Source organism: Pseudomonas sp. NPDC089743 (assembly GCF_044748785.1).
In the GTDB taxonomy this organism is placed as follows: Bacteria; Pseudomonadota; Gammaproteobacteria; order Pseudomonadales; family Pseudomonadaceae; genus Aquipseudomonas; species Aquipseudomonas putida_X.
In genome coordinates, this window is sequence record NZ_JBIVGS010000014.1 from 108,571 (window position 1) to 123,494 (window position 14,924).

The window sequence follows — 14,924 nt, forward strand, 5'->3', positions numbered from 1 at the left end:
ATTTGTTCCTGTTAGTTCCGATCCGGGTTTGGCTCACACGACCATGAACAGCACAGCGACGAAGATGCTGGCAGCCGAGAAGGTCATGGTCCGCGAGGACCAGGTGTTGAACCATTGTTGAAAACTGGCGAGGTCGCGTTTCAGGGCAGTCGGTTGGCGGGTCCAGGACTGCTTGTCGAGGCGGAAGAACACGTAGATCTTCATCATTGCCCCGACGATCTGGTTGTAATAGAGGATCAGCGGATAGGCCGGGCCGACGTTGTGCCCCGAGCACAGCAGCATGATGGTGAGGATCAGGCGGGTGATGCCGATCCACAGCAGGTACACCAGCAGGAAGCCCAGGCCGAACTTGAGGCTGGCGATCACGGCCACGGTCAGGCCCAGGAGGCTGGTCCACATCGACACACGCTGGTCGAACAGCACGATGCTGGTGAACAGCCCCAGGCGGCGCAGGCCCAAGCCCAGCGCGCGGGAGTTCTGGCGCAGGTTGTTGCCGTACCAGCGGTACATCAGTTTGCGGCTGGCCTTGAGGAAGCTTTTCTCCGGCGGGTGTTCGACCGTGTTGATGGCGGCGTCCGGCACGTAGAAGGTGTCGTAGCCAAGGCGCATCAGGCTGAACCAGCTGGACTTGTCGTCACCGGTGAGGAACTTGAAGCGGCCCAGGCGCCAGTGCATCAGCGAGTCGCTTTCGACGTCGGCGATGAACTCGGGGTTGGTCACCACGCTGGCACGGAACATCGACATGCGCCCGGTCATGGTCAGCACGCGCTTGCTCAGTGCCATCGAGCACATGTTGATATGGCGCTGGGCGAAGCGCAGCTTGTGCCACTCGCTCATGATGTAGCCACCGCGCACTTCGCAGAACTCGTTGGTGGTCAGGCCACCCACGTTCGGGTACAGCTTGAACCACGGTACGGTCTTGCGAACCACGCCTTCGGCCAGCACGGTATCGCCGTCGATCACCGCGACAACGGCGTTTTCATCCGGCAGCATGCGCGAGATGGCGCGGAAACCGTACGCCAGGCCATCACGCTTGCCGGTCCCGGCGATGCGCACGATGTCCAGCTTCACGTGGGCGGGCGGGTTGTATTTGGCCCACAGGCTCTTTACCAGCAGTTCATCGGACATTTCCACCAGCGAACAGACCACGGTGGTGGGGAAACCACAATCGATCGCTTCACGGATCACCGAGCTGTACACCTGCGCGGTGGTCAACGCTTCGATGCGGAAACTGGTGACCATCAGGTACACGTGCGACGGGTCGGCTGCAGCGCCCATCTTCTGCACCTTGCGGCGCAGGTAGGGGTACACGCCGTAGAGGAAGATCATGCCGCGGATGAAATGGGTGGCGCCCATGGAGTAGCGCCAGATGCCGACTGCGCCGACCAGGAAGATGAAGTGCTTGGACTGCGAGTCGAAGATGTCGGCCGGCAAGGCCAGGGCGATCAACATGAGCAGGCTCATGTAGAGCAGCCAACCGGCGCACTGCAACAGCACTGTCTGTAGCCTTTGCATGTTCAGCATCCGTTGAGAATTCTGGGAAAAGGGCAGCGCAGGAGGCCTGCGCTGCCTGGCCGCTGGCTTACCAGCAGATGCCTTCGGTGCCGCGGGTAGTGCAGGTTGGCTTGCTCATGAAACCGACCAGGTCGATCACTTGCTTGCCAGCCGGTGCCTGGTCGGCAAGGGCGCGGAACTGCTCGTCACGGTTGCCCAGGACGATGATCTCGGCGTTGTCGATGACCTTCTGGAAGTCGGCGTTGAGCAGCGACGAGACGTGGGGGATCTTCGACTCGATGTACTCCTTGTTCGCACCGTGAACCCGGGCGTACTCGACGTTCTCGTCGTAGATGTCCAGTTGGTAGCCTTTGCCGATCAGGCGCTCGGCCAACTCCACCAGCGGGCTTTCACGCAGGTCGTCGGTACCGGCCTTGAAGCTCAGGCCCAGCAAGGCGACCTTGCGCTTGTCGTGGGCTTCGATCAGTTCAAAGGCGTTCTGCACCTGGGATTCGTTGCTGCGCATCAGCGAGTCGAGCAGCGGGGCCCGGACGTCGAGGCTGGCGGCGCGGTAGGTGAGGGCGCGCACGTCCTTGGGCAGGCACGAGCCGCCGAAGGCGAAGCCAGGGCGCATGTAGTACTGCGACAGGTTCAACACCTTGTCCTGGCAGACCACGTCCATCACGTCGCGGCCATCGACGCCGACGGCCTTGGCGATGTTGCCGATTTCGTTGGCGAAGGTGACCTTGGTGGCGTGCCAGACGTTGCAGGTGTACTTGATCATCTCGGCGACTTCGATCGGCTTGCGGATGACCGGCGCATCGAGTTCTTCATACAGGCTTTGCAGGACGTCGCCGCTGGCGCTGTCCAGTTCACCGATGACAGTCATCGGTGGGTGGTCGTAGTCCTTGATCGCGGTGCTTTCACGCAGGAACTCAGGGTTGACCGCAACGCCGAAGTCGACGCCGGCCTTCTTGCCCGAGCAGTCTTCGAGAATCGGGATGACCACGTTCTTGACAGTGCCTGGCAGCACGGTACTGCGCACCACGATGGTGTGGCGGCGGGTGGTGTCACGCAGCACGTAACCGATTTCGCGGCAGACCGACTCGATGTATTCCAGGCCCAGGTCGCCATTTTTCTTGCTTGGGGTACCGACGCAGATCATCGACACGTCGCTGGCGCGGATGGCCTCGGCGAAGTCGGTGGTGCCACGCAGGCGGCCATTGGCGATGCCCTGTTGCAGCAGTGCCTCCAGGCCAGGTTCGACGATGGGCGACTTGCCCTGGTTGATCAGGTCGATCTTGGTGCTGGACACGTCCACACCAATCACGTCATGGCCTCGCGCCGTCAGGCAGCCTGCACAGACCGCACCCACATAACCCAAACCAAAGATGCTGATACGCATCGCTATCACCTCATGTGTTTATCACGCCAGCTCCTCCGGGAAGAGCCGGACCGGGTTGATTAACAACAGTTTTAGGGCGCACGGATCCCATGGCGAATGCACACTTCACCGAGCGCAGGCATGAACAAATCCGGAGCGCACACAGTTATGCACTCAAAGTTGGCAGTCAAAGGCCAGTAATTAATAGGCGTGCCCTGAAATGCAGCCGTCTTTATTGCAATGCGCTACTTGGCGCGTTGCTGTGCTTGTTCTTTCAATTGGAAAAATCCTTTGAAATCAACCACTAGGACGATTTTAAGGGGCGCGTCTCTCCTGCTGGGCAGGGCCTACGGGAGTACCCGTGGCGTTTGTTAAAAGTTTCAGCGCCGCTATTGTTTCGCGGCTGCTTGTCATCTGTAAGTCATCTCTCACACCGCACAGGCATGAAATTCGTTACGGCACTATGAGCTATGCGTCGCAGAAGAAGTTCCTGGGTGGGTTTCGCCCCGATGAAAGATTTCTAAATAATTCTTCAGTAGCGAATAGTTTCAAACTGATAGCACGCTTCGGAAGCACCCCTGTATATAAAGGGCGAAAACCGGGTGCGATATTTTTGTGCCAGCATGGGAAAATTTTTTTCAAAATTCGTCAAAAAAGTACGAGCGGGCTTATGACGGTTGGCGATAACGGCTCCTTCGTCCGTTTTTTGACGCTGGTTTGTTGGCGTGATGGCTTTGTGATTCATGCCTCAGGGTGGTGCGGGATCACATTCAGAAATACTCAAAGCCATGCAAGAGCTAAGGTTTTGCCCAAGCGGGTCGTTAACACCCTTGGACGCACCTTTCAGGCGCTGTCCATGTACGACGGAGCGTCTTGGGCAGCCTGGGGCCACTGGCCATCAGGGGCGTCTCATCCTTAATCACATGGAAGAGACGAGATCACGCTAATGAAAAAGACATCGCAGGCTTTCCTTGCCACCGTATCGCTGCTTGCTGCCGGGCTGTCTCAGGCTGGGCCTAACGTCAATGTGACGTTCAAAAATGTGGGGACTGTACCCGCAGAGTTGAAGATGGTTACGTCGAACGAGACCAGTACCTATCAGATAGCCAGCCCTAAACCGGCCCAACGGGTCCCGGCGGGTGGCCAGACCAACTTCGATGTGCAGCGCGTGGTAAGTCCAGACGTTAATGCTGCCATGGTCCGCTACACCATTGGCCGTAAAACGTGCGCATTTGGTACGACTTTCCAGATGCGCTTGCTTCCCGGTGGGATAAAACAACCCCAGTGGACCAAAACTGCGACGCCCAGCGGGGGAGCGGCGTGTACAGCGAATATAACCAGTACGCGCGCGGATAACTCATGGACCGTTGAGTTCACCATGAAGTAACTCATTCCGGGGCTACACGCTGCCTCGCCGGTGAGCCTGCGAGGCAGCGTGTTTAGGCAAACACCATCTGCTTACAGAACAGTGATAGGGGTGAGTTATGGAAATCATCAAGACTTCCGGGGTGCGCGAATTGAAGTTTGATAATTCAGTACCTGTAAAGCGCATTGCTGATCCTGCTGAAACTGAACCGACAACGCCTGTTGCAGCGCCCTCATCGGACACGCGAAGTGAAATAACGTCGTTAGCCCGACAGCTCAGTGACGCCGCAACCCGTGCGGCTTCCAGGGATGCTCAGTTGGGTCGTAAAGAACTTGCGGAGCTGGCGAAAACGATACTGGATAGGGTCTGCGGCGGCAGTTACCAATTCAGCAAAAGTGCCCACGACGCCTTCGTTCCCAATACCGAAGACCCTGCATTGCTGGAGCGCGCGCGGCAGGCGACAGCATTTTTGAATGGTAAGGAGGAGAACCCTTTCGGGCAACTCGCGCGAGAGCAGTTGAGCTTGATCGTGTATGACAATGGTGGTGAATTTACAACGAATGAACGTAACGCCGCCTGGCAAGAGCTCAGTAAGCGCGAATGTGAGTGGACTGTTTACATGGGCCACAAGATCAGTGCTGAAATTCAATCGACAGGAAGTAAAGATCAGGGGCTTTACGAAATACTCGATTACTACAGGTCATTACCTGCCATTGAGCAAGCGCAGCTCGGGAATTACGAAGCTGACATCATGATGCTATTCTCGATGTCCGAAGTTGAATGGCCCGAATTCAATACTTCTTTAATCGACATGATCGCCAAGGAATGGGTGGCGGCGAAGGACGATATCGCTAAAACACTCGACCCGCAGGCTGAAGGTTCGTCCAACGGGAAACCCTAAGCATGAACCCGATCATCACCCTTCAGGGCATCACCCGCCGACTGGGCACTCGAGCGGTGCTGCACAACCTTTCACTCACCATCCCTCGCGGCCAGACCTGCGCCATCATTGGGCCTTCCGGTTCGGGCAAAAGTACCCTGCTCAACCTGATCGGCCTGCTCGACCAGCCTTGCTGCGGTCGGATCATGCTCGCCGGCCAGGACATGATGCCAACCACGGCAGACCAACGGGCAATCCTGCGCAACCGCATGCTGGGTTTCATCTTCCAGGGCTTCAACCTGCTGCCGCGGCTTTCTGCGCTGGACAACGTCGCTTTGCCGCTGAGCTACCGCGGTATCGGGCAAGCGGCCGCGCGTCAGGCGGCGCGGGCGCAGCTGGAGGCGGTCGGGCTTGGCGAGCGGGCGCAACACTTGCCTGCCGACTTGTCCGGCGGCCAGCGGCAACGGGTCGCTATCGCCCGGGCGCTGGTGACAGAGCCTGCGGTGCTGCTGGCCGATGAGCCGACCGGTAATCTCGATGGCGCCACGGCCGAGGGTATTGCAGCGCTGTTGCTGGCACTCAATCGTGAGCGCGGTGTGACCTTGCTGATGGTCACCCACGACCCTGCCATGGCGCAGCGCATGGAGCGTTGCATCGAGGTGCGCCATGGCGGGGCCTTTGATGCCTGAGGCCTATGGCCCTTCGTGGCCACAGCGTTTGAGCGAGGCGTTGGCCAGCTTGCGGCAGGCAGGCCCCCGTGCCTGGCTGACGCTGATCGGCATCGCGGTGGGCTGCGCGGCGCTGGTGGCCTTGCTCAATATCGGCCACAGCGCCACGCAACATGCTCGGCAGCTGTGTCGAGGTATGGGCAGTGATCTGCTGGTCGCCAACCTACAACGCCCTGCTGAAGTTGTTCCGCCGGTGGCCCTGGACCTGTCTGTATTGCCAGCGTCCATTCGCGCGGCTGCGCCTTTGCTGGTTTCTGTGGCCACAGTGCAATTGGCAAGCAAGCGCCATGAGACGCTGGTCGGTGCAAGCACGCTGCAACTGGCGCAAGTACTGGACTTGCAAGCCAGTCAGGGCCGCTTGTTGTCCGCCTACGACGATGACACCACTCACGTGTTGCTGGGGGCCACGCTGGCCCGGCAACTGGGTGCACGCGTGGGCGACCGTCTGCAGTCGGGCCGCTACCTGTTCGAGGTGGTTGGCGTGCTTGCGCATCGGGGCTACAACCCGATGCTGCCAATACAGGTCGACGACGCGCTGTTGATGCCATTGCCGGGCATGCGTCGCCTGGGCGCTGTGCCGGAAGTGGGGACGGTGCTTGCACGCGGCCATGCTATCGCCGTGTTGCCGGACACGGCACGAACGCTGACTGATTATCTGGCTGCGCGACTACCTGGGTACGAGGTCGATGTGCAACTGCCACAGCAGTTGCTCGAAGGGATGGCCAACCAGTCACGGATGCTCACGTGGGTGCTCGCCGGCTTTGCAGGTATTGCATTGCTGTTGGGTGGGGTTGGGGTGATGAATGTGATGCTGATGAGCGTAGCGCAGCGCCGTCGCGAGATCGGCGTGCGCATGGCGCTGGGGGCACGCACCCGCGATATTGCCTGGTTGTTCCTGCTCGAAGCATTGTTGCTGGCAGGGGGCGGAGCGTTGCTCGGCACGCTGGTGGGACTGGCCGCCAGTTGGGGCTTTGCCTTGCTGTCAGGCTGGCGCTATGCGCTGGATGCGTCATCGATAGGGCTGGGCATGGGCAGCGCGTTGTCGCTCGGCCTGTTCTTTGGCTTGCAACCGGCGCTGGCTGCGGCACATCTGCAACCTGTATTGGCATTGCGCGATGACTAGGTGGCCTGTGTTTCTGTGCCTGGCGCTGCTGGGCGGAGCCGTACTGGCGGCAGATGCCCTGCAGCCGTCCCGTGCGGGCCAGGCCTTTGCGGTGTCGGCCACTGCATGGGCGGCCAGCGGGGAGGCCGAGGTATCGCTGGAGCTAGCCGATGCGGTTGCCTTGGCCCTGCGGGACAACCGCGCCATCCGCAGTGCTTACCTTGAGCGCATCACGCAGAAATTCGACCTGCGCGTGGCGCGTGATCACTATGCCCCACAGCTCTCGTTCAAGGCGCGTACCTTTGGCAATCGCAACAGTGATGACCATTACCGCGAGGTCCAGCTCGCCCCGGCGGCAAGCCTGCTGACGCCCTACGGCACACGGCTGAGCCTGGATTGGGCGTATGGCCAGACACGCACCGACAGGGCTGGCGCACGCTACCACGATGGCGCCAACCTGATGGTGATTCAGCCGCTGTTGCGCGGTGCCGGGCGCGAGGTGGCCAGTGCACCGCTACGCCAGGCGTTACTGGCCGAGCAATTGAACCGCTTGGTGCTCAAAGACCGCGTGGCCGAAGTGATCACGCGTACTATCTTGCAGTATCGCGAACTGCTTCAAGCCCAGGAGCAGTTGCACATTGCCCAGCAGGGGCTGGCTCGGGCCCGGCAACTGGTGAAGGTGAACCACGCGCTGATCGCGGCGGGGCGCATGGCTGCATTCGACAAGGTTCAGGCCGACGCCGAGGTGGCTGGGCAGGAGTTGGCCCTCGAAAGCAGCCGTAATCAGCTCCACGCAAGTCGGCTGGCGTTGGCTCAGGTCTTGGCAGTGGACCTTGCCACCCCTTTGCGGGCAGTGGAAAAGGGCCACGTCCAGCGCTTGCAGGTCGATACTGCGCAGGCTCTGACCCGGGCCGAATCGCTGCAACCTGCGTATCTGATGCAAGTGATCACGGGTGAGCAGGCGTTGATCGATCTGCAGGTGGCGCGCAATGAGCAGTTGTGGGATGTGTCGCTGGTCGGCGGGGCCAGCCAGACGCGCCAGCGCCCCGGTAACCAGGTCAGCTGGGAGCACTATGTGGGGCTGGAGCTGCAAATACCGCTTGGAGACCTGAGCCGGCGTCAGGCCGAAGTACGTGCCCGCGTGGCTGTGGAACGTCAGCAGGTCATCTTGGCTGAGGCGCACCAGCAGCTCCAGCGCGAGGTGTTGACCGCCGTGCGCGATACCCAGGTGCGCTGGCGCCAGCTGGAAATTGCCGCACGGGCGCTGTCGCTATCGCAGCGCAAACTGGAGATAGAGCAGGAAAAGCTTGCCGTCGGGCGCTCGAGCAATTTCCAGGTGCTCAGCTTCGAGAGCGATTTGCGCAATGCACAGAGCGTCGAACTGGATGCCAGAATTGCCTACCTCAATGGCCAGGCTGAACTCGACCGGATATTGGGTACCACGCTGCAAAGCTGGGCGGTGGCGCTCAATGATTAGCTGGCGGTTGCTGCTGTGGCTGCTGGCGTGCCTGGCAGCGTTGCTCCTGTGGCAAGCCTGGCCTGCCAGCCAGGGGCAGGTTATCGAGGCGCGATGGCTGTGGGTTGAGCCACAGTGCCTGGAAAGCCGACTGGGCCTGGTCGGCAGGGTGCAGGCGGTCCACCAGCAGATCCAGGCTGCGCCATTCGACGGCGTGCTCGCCGAAGTACAGGTGGAGCCAGGCCAACGGGTGGCTCCAGGCCAGCCACTGTTCAGGCTCGATACCGGCCAACTGGATATCCAGATACGCCAGGCAGAGGCCGAGTGGCTCAAGGCGCGGACCAGCGTGCGGCTGCTGCAGGGTTGGGAAAGCGGGCCACAGGTGGCCCGAGCGCGCCGCGCGATGTTTGGCGCCCGGGCGGCTCTGGTAGCCAGCGAGGCTGCGCTGGCAGACACCCGGCGCCTGTTCGAGCGGGGGATTGTCGCCCGAGTCGAGGTCGACAGCCTGGCGCAGCAGGTAGCCGCTCAGCGCGAGGCGCTGCAAGATGCCGAACAGGAGCTGGGCCTGGTGCGCGAACGCGGGCAAGGCGATGAGCTGCGTATTGCACAGATGGAGCTGGCTAACACCCATACCCGCTGGCAGGCGTTGCTGGCGCAGCGTGAGCGTAGGGTGGTCAGGGCGCCTTTCGCGGCCTTGGTGGTGCGAGCCGACCACCAAGGTGGCGGTGCCTCACGGCACCTGCAGCCCGGCCAGCGAGTGAGCCAGGGCGCGCCCTTGCTGACGCTGGTTGACCTTGACCTGCTGCAGGTGCTGGCCGCAGTCCAGGAGCATGACCTGAACAGGCTGCGCGAAGGGCTGCAGGTCGAGGTCATCATCGCCGGTCAGCCACTTGCCGGGCAGGTGCACCGGATTGCCCTGCAGGCCAGGAACGATGAAGGGCAGGGGGCCTGGTACGACGTGCAGGTGGCCTTGCAGACGCCGAGGGACGCGTCGACACCGTTGTTGCGCCTGGGGATGACAGCGCAGTTGACCGTGATCGCCCATAGATCGGAGCAGGGCATTGCGGTACCGGCAGAGGCGCTGCAGGTGGACGAGGCGGGGCAGGCTTACGTGGTTTACCGGGCTGGGGGTGATCGGCAGGGGCGCAAGGTGCCGGTTACCGCTGGTAGGGCGGTAGCGCAGGGGGTCGAGGTGCTGGGGCTGTCGGCGGGTTATGTGCGCATGCCGTAAAAGGGCCGCTGTGCGGCCCCTTCATCGGTCACAGCTGCAGGGATCAGGTGCCTGGCGGTGGTGCAGGCACTCACTCGGCCGGATGGTCGCGCAAGAACACCAGGTGATCAGGTTTGGACTGTTCGGCGCTGTAGTAGTAGCCCTGTACGTCGAACTGCTTGAGCTGCTGGGGGTCGTTGACCCGCTCCTGGATCACGAAGCGGCTCATCATGCCACGCGCTTTTTTGGCGTAGAAACTGATGATCTTGTACTGGCCGTTCTTCAGGTCCTTGAAGTCGACATTGATTACCCGGCCTTGGAGGGCGCTGCGTTTCACCGCGCTGAAATACTCGTTGCTGGCCAGGTTCAACAGCAGGTCATCACCCTGCTCGGTCAGCGCCTGGTTCAGCCATTGGCTGATACGCGTGCCCCAGAAGGCATACAGGTCCTTGCCACGGGCATTGGCCAGCTTGGTACCCATTTCCAGGCGGTAGGGCTGCATCAGGTCGAGCGGACGCAGCAGGCCGTACAGGCCGGAAAGCATGCGCAGGTGCTGCTGGGCGTAGGTGAAGTCGTCTTCGCTCAGGGTTTCGGCGTCCAGCCCGGTATACACATCGCCCTTGAAGGCCAGCAGGGCCTGCTTGGCGTTTTCCGGCGTGAAATCTGGCGTCCAGCTGCCAAAGCGAGCGGCGTTGAGGCCGGCGAGTTTGTCCGACAGGTGCATCAGCTCGCTGATCTGTGCCGGTGACAGCTCACGCAGTTGCACGATCAGCGCCTGGGAATCGTCCAGGTACTGGGGCAGGGTAAAACGCTCGGTCACCGCAGGGGTGTCGTAATCGAGGGTCTTGGCGGGGGAAATCACCGTCAGCATCGGGTCGGCTCCTGGAATCGTTGCCGGGATTCTACGGATTGAAGCAGGGGAACGCCAAACTATGGCGACAATAGTCACAGACCATCGGATGAGCAGGCGCTATAGTGCGCCTTTCGCTGTGACGGAGAGACCGATCGTGCGCATTGCCGGTGTCTTGCTGGCCTCACTCTTGAGCCTGGCCGCCCACGCCGCCCCTATTCCCCCCGCCAGCCTGGACCGCAGCCTGTGGCCCGAACAGTTGGACACGCCAGCGTTGTTCGATGTCGCGTCGCGCGCCGAGATCCTGTCGTTTGCCCAAGTGCTGCACGAAAGTGAGCTGCTCGACGACCAGGCGCTGGCCGCGCGTCTGGGTTTGCGGCAGATCAACCTGCAGAAGGTGCGGGCGCTGCGGGCGCGCATGTGGCAGCGGCTGTGGCAGGGCTACCAGCAAGCCCAACGCAGCTGCGAGCAGGATGCCTCGTTCTGCTACCTGGTGGAGTCCATGGCCGATTTGCGCACGAAGGCTGCGACCTTCGCCGCCGATGTCGGCACCTTCTATACCGGCTGGGTCGAGCCTAGCCATCAGTTCCATGTGCGCTACCTGGATGAGCAACTGCGCAAGGCGGCGCTGTTGCCGCAGATCACCAGCGAGGTCGAACGCCTGTCCAACCGTGAGCGCAGCGGCGATGAGCTTAACGACCGCATGTTCCTGCTGACCTTCGTGGGTGGGCCCGGCCCCCAGGGCAGCACGACCGACACGCTGACCGATTACCTGCGCAAACAGAAGATGCAGGGCACCTTCTTTGTGTTGGGCAACCGCCTGCAGCAGCGGCGTGACGCTGGAGCGGCCAATGCGCTGGGGCAGCTCTATGATGGCCAGTGCGTGGGGCTTCAGGGGTGGGAGTATCGCTCGCATGCCCAGTGGAACGGCTGGCAGGATTCGCTCAGGCGCAGCCAGGCGCGGATCCAGGCCGACCTGCCTGAGCAGTACGTGCCGTTGTTCCGCCCGCCCTATGGTCAGCGCCGGGCCGATGGCGAGGCATTCATGGCCAGCCAGCAGTTGCGGGTGTCGCTGTGGGATATCGACGCACAGGACGACGGCCCGTTGACAGCCCAAGCCTCGGCCCAGCGGGTGGTGACCTTGATGCTGCTGTGGCGCAAAGGGGTGATCCAGTTCCATGACAGCCTGCCCAAGGCGCAGCCGGCGGTGCAATGGTTACTGGAACATACCGCGCAAAGCGGCATTGGCTGGGAGGATTGCCGTGAATACGGCGATCAGGAATAACGGGTCTGACTTCTGACTGTAGTCCCGTATGGGGCCATCGCCAAGTCCTGTTCGTCATTCGGAAAAATAAACTTCACCAACGCGTAAAAATGCTTTTTTTAGTCATGCTTTTTGCGGTATGAAGAAACCAGACAGCCGATTCCTGCAGCACAGGTGGCGTCATCCAAGCCCACCTTGCCAGGTTCACTTCCCGCCCGTAGCGACGCGGATACGGGAAGAACGGCAGTCACTCTGCGGCGCAGCAGACCGCGCCGTGTGGCTTCGACATAAGGTGACCGAGTATGGATGACCAAGGACGCAACCCTTCCTCCAGCAAGCCAATCCTCTATGTGCTCGATACCAACGTCCTGATTCACGACCCCAACGCACTTCTCAACTTCGAGGAGCACCACGTCGCCCTGCCGATGACGGTGCTGGAGGAACTCGACAAGCTCAAGACCGGGAAACACACCATCGCCGCCGAATGTCGCCAGGCCATCCGCCTGATCGACCAGACCCTCGGTGACGCATCGCCCAACGATGTCGAGCAGGGCGTGCCGATCCAACGTGGCAAGGGCGGGCCAAAGGGCTTTCTATCGATCCTGATGAGCCCCCGCAGCGAACCCAACCGGCTGCTGCCGGAGAACCTCAACGACAACATCATCATCAACCAGTTGCTGGAACTACGGGCCAAACGTGCCGACCTGGACGTGGTGCTGGTCACCAAAGACATCAACATGCGCCTCAAGGCGCGGGCCTGTGGCATCGCGGCCGAAGACTACAGTACCGACCAGCTGGTCGATGACGTTTCGCTACTTTCCAAGGGCTACCACTCGGTCACCGGTTCGTTCTGGGACCGTGTCAGCAAGGTCGATACCCGTCAGGAGCGGGGACGAACCTGGCATCGCGTGCAACTGATCGACAACCTGCCGGCGGTGCATGTCAACGAGTTCATCATCGATGAGCAGGGGTTCGTGGGTTGGATCAAGGGCATCCGCAACGATGAGCTGTTGCTGCTCGACTTGCACCAGGAGCCACTGTTGCACCAGGAGGCCTGGGGCCTCAAGCCGCGGGATATCCATCAAAGCCTGGCGCTGTTCGCGCTGCTCGACCCGGATATCCACCTGGTCAACCTGACCGGCGCCGCCGGCTCTGGCAAAACCATCCTGGCGTTGGCGGCGGCCATCGAGCAGACCATGGTCAGCAAGCGTTACCGCCGGATTATCGCCACCCGCAGCGTGCAGGGGCTGGACCAGGAAATCGGCTTTTTGCCGGGCACCGAAGCCGAGAAGATGGAGCCTTGGCTGGGCGCGATCACCGACAACCTCGAAGCGTTGCACATGGATGATGAAAGCACCCACGGCAGTGTCGAATACATCCTCGAGCGGGTCCCCCTGCAGTTCAAATCACTGAACTACATCCGGGGTCGCAGCTTCCAGCAGAGCCTGATCCTGATCGACGAGTGCCAGAACCTGACGCCGCACCAGATGAAAACCATCATCACCCGTGCCGGTTCCGGTTCCAAGGTGGTCTGCCTGGGCAACCTGGCGCAGATCGACACCCCCTACCTGTCCGCGACCAGTTCGGGGCTGACCTACCTGACCGAGCGTTTCAAGGACTTCCCCCACGGTGTGCACATCACCCTGCAAGGTGTACCGCGCTCGGTGCTGGCCGAGTACGCCGAGTCGCATCTGTAGCCTCTCGAACCGGGCGGTGCGCCGCCCGGTTTTTTCCACTGCTCAAACCTGACCCACAGGTTTACACTCTGTGTTCCCTTCACAGGAGCAGAGCAGTGCTGACACATCTTGATTCCCAGGGGCGGGCCAACATGGTCGACGTCACTGAAAAGGCCGTGACCGAGCGCGAGGCCACCGCTGAGGCGCGCGTGCGGATGTTGCCGCAGACCTTGCAGATGATCGTCGAGGGTGAGCATCCCAAGGGCGATGTGTTCGCCGTGGCGCGTATCGCCGGCATTCAGGCAGCGAAGAAGACCAGCGACCTGATCCCGCTGTGCCACCCGCTGATGCTCACCAGCGTCAAGGTCGAGCTGAGCGCCGAGGGCGTGGATGCGGTGCGTATCCTCGCACGCTGCAAGCTGGCCGGGCAGACCGGCGTGGAAATGGAAGCGCTGACCGCGGCCAGCGTTGCCGCACTGACGATCTACGATATGTGCAAGGCGGTGGACAAGGGCATGGTGATCGAGCAGGTGCGCTTGCTGGAGAAGCTCGGCGGTAAGAGCGGCCACTACAAGGCGGATGCGTGATGAACATCAAAGTGATGTATTTCGCCCGTTACCGCGAATTGCTCGGGGTGGATGCCGAGCGCCTTGAAGGTGACTTCAAGGTGCTCGACGATGTACGCCAAGCCTTGGTGGCCAAGGGTGGGCAGTACCAGGTCCTGGCCGAGCAAAACCTGATGTGCGCGCGCAACGAGGAGCTGTGCAAGCTCGATGAGCCGCTGGAAGCGGGCGATGAGGTGGCGTTCTTCCCACCGGTGACCGGAGGCTGAGCATGGCTGTGCGAGTGCAGGACAGTGCGTTCGACCCCGGGGCTGAGGTCAATGCCATGCATGCCGCCAATGTCGGCGTGGGCGCGGTGGTCGGGTTCGTCGGTTACGTGCGCGATTTCAATGATGGCCGGGACGTGGCTGGGATGTTCCTGGAGCATTACCCTGGCATGACCGAGAAGGCGTTGGCGAAGATCGTGGTCGAGGCCGAGCAGCGCTGGCCGTTGCTGAAGGTTGAAGTGCTGCATCGCATCGGTGCGCTGGAGCCTGGGGAGCCGATCGTGTTCGTCGGTGTGGCCAGTGCCCATCGGCAGGCGGCCTTCGATGCCTGCAATTTCATCATGGATTACCTGAAGACCCGTGCGCCGTTCTGGAAGAAGGAAAATACCCAGGAGGGGCCGCGGTGGGTCGAAGGCCGGCAAAGTGATCAGGATGCAGCGGGGCGCTGGTAAGGCCTGATCGATTGGCCGGGGCTTTGCCCCGGATCGCCGGCAAGCCGACTCCCACTTGGATTGCGCCAACGTTTAGAAGTTGAGCAAGACCATTGCTTCCACAGGTAAAGCGCAGACCTGAAGAGCTGCGCGGTCGTGGTGGGAGATTCTATGGTTATCAGCAAGCCATTTTCCCGCCTTTGGTGACGTATTCGTCCTGATTTCTCATCAGGGCGAATGCCACACGTGCGAGC

At 61.4% G+C, this 14,924-nt stretch carries 15 protein-coding genes; 12 read left to right on the top strand and 3 right to left on the bottom strand.

What is annotated here, in order from left to right; genetic code table 11:
* Positions 1 to 33: 33 nt before the first annotated feature.
* Positions 34 to 1,515: a glycosyltransferase family 2 protein gene (locus tag ACIPZC_RS20960; protein WP_267821080.1), complete on the bottom strand. Its 1,482-nt coding sequence runs from the start codon at positions 1,513 to 1,515 to the stop codon at positions 34 to 36.
* A gap of 67 nt (positions 1,516 to 1,582) precedes the next feature.
* A complete protein-coding gene (locus ACIPZC_RS20965) occupies positions 1,583 to 2,899 on the bottom strand; it encodes a nucleotide sugar dehydrogenase (protein ID WP_241806619.1) in 1,317 nt (438 codons plus the stop codon).
* 340 nt (positions 2,900 to 3,239) lie between these two features.
* Here ACIPZC_RS20965 and ACIPZC_RS20970 point away from each other — a divergent pair, with 340 nt between their 5' ends.
* The 7 genes from ACIPZC_RS20970 (at position 3,240) to ACIPZC_RS21000 (ending at position 9,641) form a co-directional block, all read left to right on the top strand.
* The gene (locus ACIPZC_RS20970) at positions 3,240 to 3,797 is read left to right on the top strand and encodes a hypothetical protein (protein WP_400629286.1); all 558 of its coding nucleotides are present in this window, start codon (positions 3,240 to 3,242) and stop codon (positions 3,795 to 3,797) included.
* Between the two features lie 27 nt (positions 3,798 to 3,824).
* A complete protein-coding gene (locus tag ACIPZC_RS20975; protein ID WP_400629288.1) occupies positions 3,825 to 4,265 on the top strand; it encodes a hypothetical protein in 441 nt (146 codons plus the stop codon).
* Positions 4,266 to 4,362: 97 nt separating this feature from the next.
* Complete coding sequence (locus tag ACIPZC_RS20980) at positions 4,363 to 5,145, top strand: hypothetical protein (protein WP_400629290.1); 783 nt, start codon at positions 4,363 to 4,365, stop codon at positions 5,143 to 5,145.
* Positions 5,146 to 5,147: 2 nt separating this feature from the next.
* Positions 5,148 to 5,813: an ABC transporter ATP-binding protein gene (locus ACIPZC_RS20985; RefSeq protein ID WP_400629292.1), complete on the top strand. Its 666-nt coding sequence runs from the start codon at positions 5,148 to 5,150 to the stop codon at positions 5,811 to 5,813.
* Positions 5,791 to 6,975: an ABC transporter permease gene (locus ACIPZC_RS20990; protein WP_400629294.1), complete on the top strand. Its 1,185-nt coding sequence runs from the start codon at positions 5,791 to 5,793 to the stop codon at positions 6,973 to 6,975. The genes ACIPZC_RS20985 and ACIPZC_RS20990 overlap by 23 nt, the downstream gene beginning before the upstream one ends.
* A complete protein-coding gene (locus ACIPZC_RS20995; RefSeq protein WP_400629296.1) occupies positions 6,968 to 8,431 on the top strand; it encodes a TolC family protein in 1,464 nt (487 codons plus the stop codon). The genes ACIPZC_RS20990 and ACIPZC_RS20995 overlap by 8 nt, the downstream gene beginning before the upstream one ends.
* Positions 8,424 to 9,641: an efflux RND transporter periplasmic adaptor subunit gene (locus ACIPZC_RS21000; protein WP_400629298.1), complete on the top strand. Its 1,218-nt coding sequence runs from the start codon at positions 8,424 to 8,426 to the stop codon at positions 9,639 to 9,641. Before ACIPZC_RS20995 ends, ACIPZC_RS21000 begins: the two co-directional genes overlap by 8 nt.
* Before the next feature lie 70 nt (positions 9,642 to 9,711).
* Here ACIPZC_RS21000 and yaaA read toward each other — a convergent pair whose 3' ends face one another.
* Positions 9,712 to 10,491 (bottom strand): peroxide stress protein YaaA, encoded by a 780-nt coding sequence (gene yaaA, locus ACIPZC_RS21005; protein WP_241806627.1) that lies wholly within the window; start codon positions 10,489 to 10,491, stop codon positions 9,712 to 9,714.
* 136 nt (positions 10,492 to 10,627) lie between these two features.
* Between yaaA and ACIPZC_RS21010 the strand changes: the two genes are divergently transcribed.
* The 5 genes from ACIPZC_RS21010 to moaE all read left to right on the top strand — a co-directional run bounded on the left by ACIPZC_RS21010 (position 10,628) and on the right by moaE (position 14,691).
* Complete coding sequence (locus ACIPZC_RS21010) at positions 10,628 to 11,755, top strand: polysaccharide deacetylase family protein (RefSeq protein WP_400629300.1); 1,128 nt, start codon at positions 10,628 to 10,630, stop codon at positions 11,753 to 11,755.
* A gap of 281 nt (positions 11,756 to 12,036) precedes the next feature.
* Positions 12,037 to 13,431 carry a PhoH family protein gene (locus tag ACIPZC_RS21015; protein WP_241806629.1) on the top strand — a complete coding sequence of 465 codons (1,395 nt, stop codon included), beginning with the start codon at positions 12,037 to 12,039 and terminating at the stop codon, positions 13,429 to 13,431.
* A gap of 95 nt (positions 13,432 to 13,526) precedes the next feature.
* Positions 13,527 to 13,997, top strand: coding sequence for a cyclic pyranopterin monophosphate synthase MoaC (gene moaC, locus ACIPZC_RS21020; RefSeq protein ID WP_241806630.1), 471 nt, complete (start codon positions 13,527 to 13,529; stop codon positions 13,995 to 13,997).
* Positions 13,997 to 14,242 carry a molybdopterin converting factor subunit 1 gene (moaD, locus tag ACIPZC_RS21025; protein WP_241806631.1) on the top strand — a complete coding sequence of 82 codons (246 nt, stop codon included), beginning with the start codon at positions 13,997 to 13,999 and terminating at the stop codon, positions 14,240 to 14,242. The genes moaC and moaD overlap by 1 nt, the downstream gene beginning before the upstream one ends.
* A 2-nt stretch (positions 14,243 to 14,244) precedes the next feature.
* Entirely contained in the window at positions 14,245 to 14,691 is a 447-nt protein-coding gene (moaE, locus tag ACIPZC_RS21030) for a molybdopterin synthase catalytic subunit MoaE (RefSeq protein ID WP_400629303.1), read from the top strand.
* Positions 14,692 to 14,924 lie beyond the last annotated feature (233 nt).